Here is a 1,270-nt window from a genome sequence, read left to right as displayed (position 1 = left end):
TGTTTGGACCGGAGACATCGCGAACAGGTGTGCGAGGACATCGCGAACAGTTTGGCGCGCTTTGCGCCGGGAGGTTCGGGATGCCATTCGAGGACACGAGCGCGATGAAACAGAAGCTGGAATTTGTCAGATTGGCGAGCGCGCCGGGGGCGAATGTGAGCGCGTTGTGCCGGCGCTTTGGGATCGGTCGGACCGTGGCTCACAAGTTGATCGCGCGCTATCGGACGGAGGGCGAGGCCGGGCTTTTGGAGCGTTCGCGCCAACCGCTCTCGAGTCCCAGGCGCAGCGCCTGGGAGGTCGAAGCAGCGGCGCTTTCGGTGCGGGCGGCACATCCGGCCTGGGGCGGGCGCAAGATCGCCCGGGTCCTGGCGCGCCAGGGGATTGGCTGTCCGTCGCCCTCGACGGTGACCGGCATCTTGCGTCGCAACGGCGTCGAGCTCGGGGCGCTGGGCGGCGGGGCAAAGCCCTTCATCCGCTTCGAGCACGACGCGCCCAACGATCTGTGGCAGATGGACTTCAAGGGTCATGTGCCGTTGCGCGCCGGGCGCCTGCATCCGCTGACCGTGCTCGACGACCATTCGCGGTTCTCGATCGTGCTGTCGGCCTGCTCCGACCAGACCACCGAAACCGTGAAAACGCGCCTGATCACGGCCTTCCGCCGCTATGGCCTGCCCTTTCGTATCGCCACCGACAACGGCCCGCCTTGGGGCGATGGCGGCCGCAACGACTTTACCCTGCTCGGCGTCTGGCTGATCGAAATCGGCATCGCCATCGGGCATTCCAGGCCGTATCATCCCCAGACGCTGGGCAAGGAGGAGCGCTTTCACCGCACGCTCAAGGCCGAGGCGCTGCAGGGACCGCCGTTCGAGAACCTGGCGGCGGCCCAGCGGGCCTTCGACCGCTGGCGCCACATCTACAATGCAGAGCGCCCGCACGAGGCGATCGCCGGCGCCGTGCCGCTCGACCGCTACCGGTCTTCCCCGCGCGACTTCAGGGAGACCCCGCAGCCCTTCGACTATGCGCCCGGCGACCATATCCGCAAGATCCAGCAGAAGGGCGCGACCTCGCTGTTCGGCCGCCACTTCAAGATCTGCAATGCCTTCGCCGGGCGCGCCGTCGCCTTCCGTGCGACCGACAAGGACGGCGTCTTCAACGTCTTCTTCCGCCATCAGAAAATCCAAACCATCGACCTCAACCTCGTCGAGAGATAGCATGGAGCACTGTTCGCGATGTCCTCGCACACCTGTTCGCGATGTCTCCGGTCCAAACA

1 protein-coding gene is annotated in these 1,270 nt (G+C 66.1%); it reads left to right on the top strand.

Features of this window, described 5'->3' with window-relative positions; translation table 11 throughout:
* Positions 1-80 precede the first annotated feature (80 nt).
* A complete protein-coding gene (locus tag NKJ20_RS33995) occupies positions 81-1,211 on the top strand; it encodes an IS481 family transposase (RefSeq protein WP_352749957.1) in 1,131 nt (376 codons plus the stop codon).
* Positions 1,212-1,270 lie beyond the last annotated feature (59 nt).

Origin of the sequence: Mesorhizobium sp. M0185, from assembly GCF_040322175.1 — a bacterium.
In the GTDB taxonomy this organism is placed as follows: Bacteria; Pseudomonadota; Alphaproteobacteria; order Rhizobiales; family Rhizobiaceae; genus Mesorhizobium.
The sequence above is the reverse complement of the archived record's forward strand: the minus strand, read 5'-3'. Positions and strand labels throughout refer to the sequence as shown.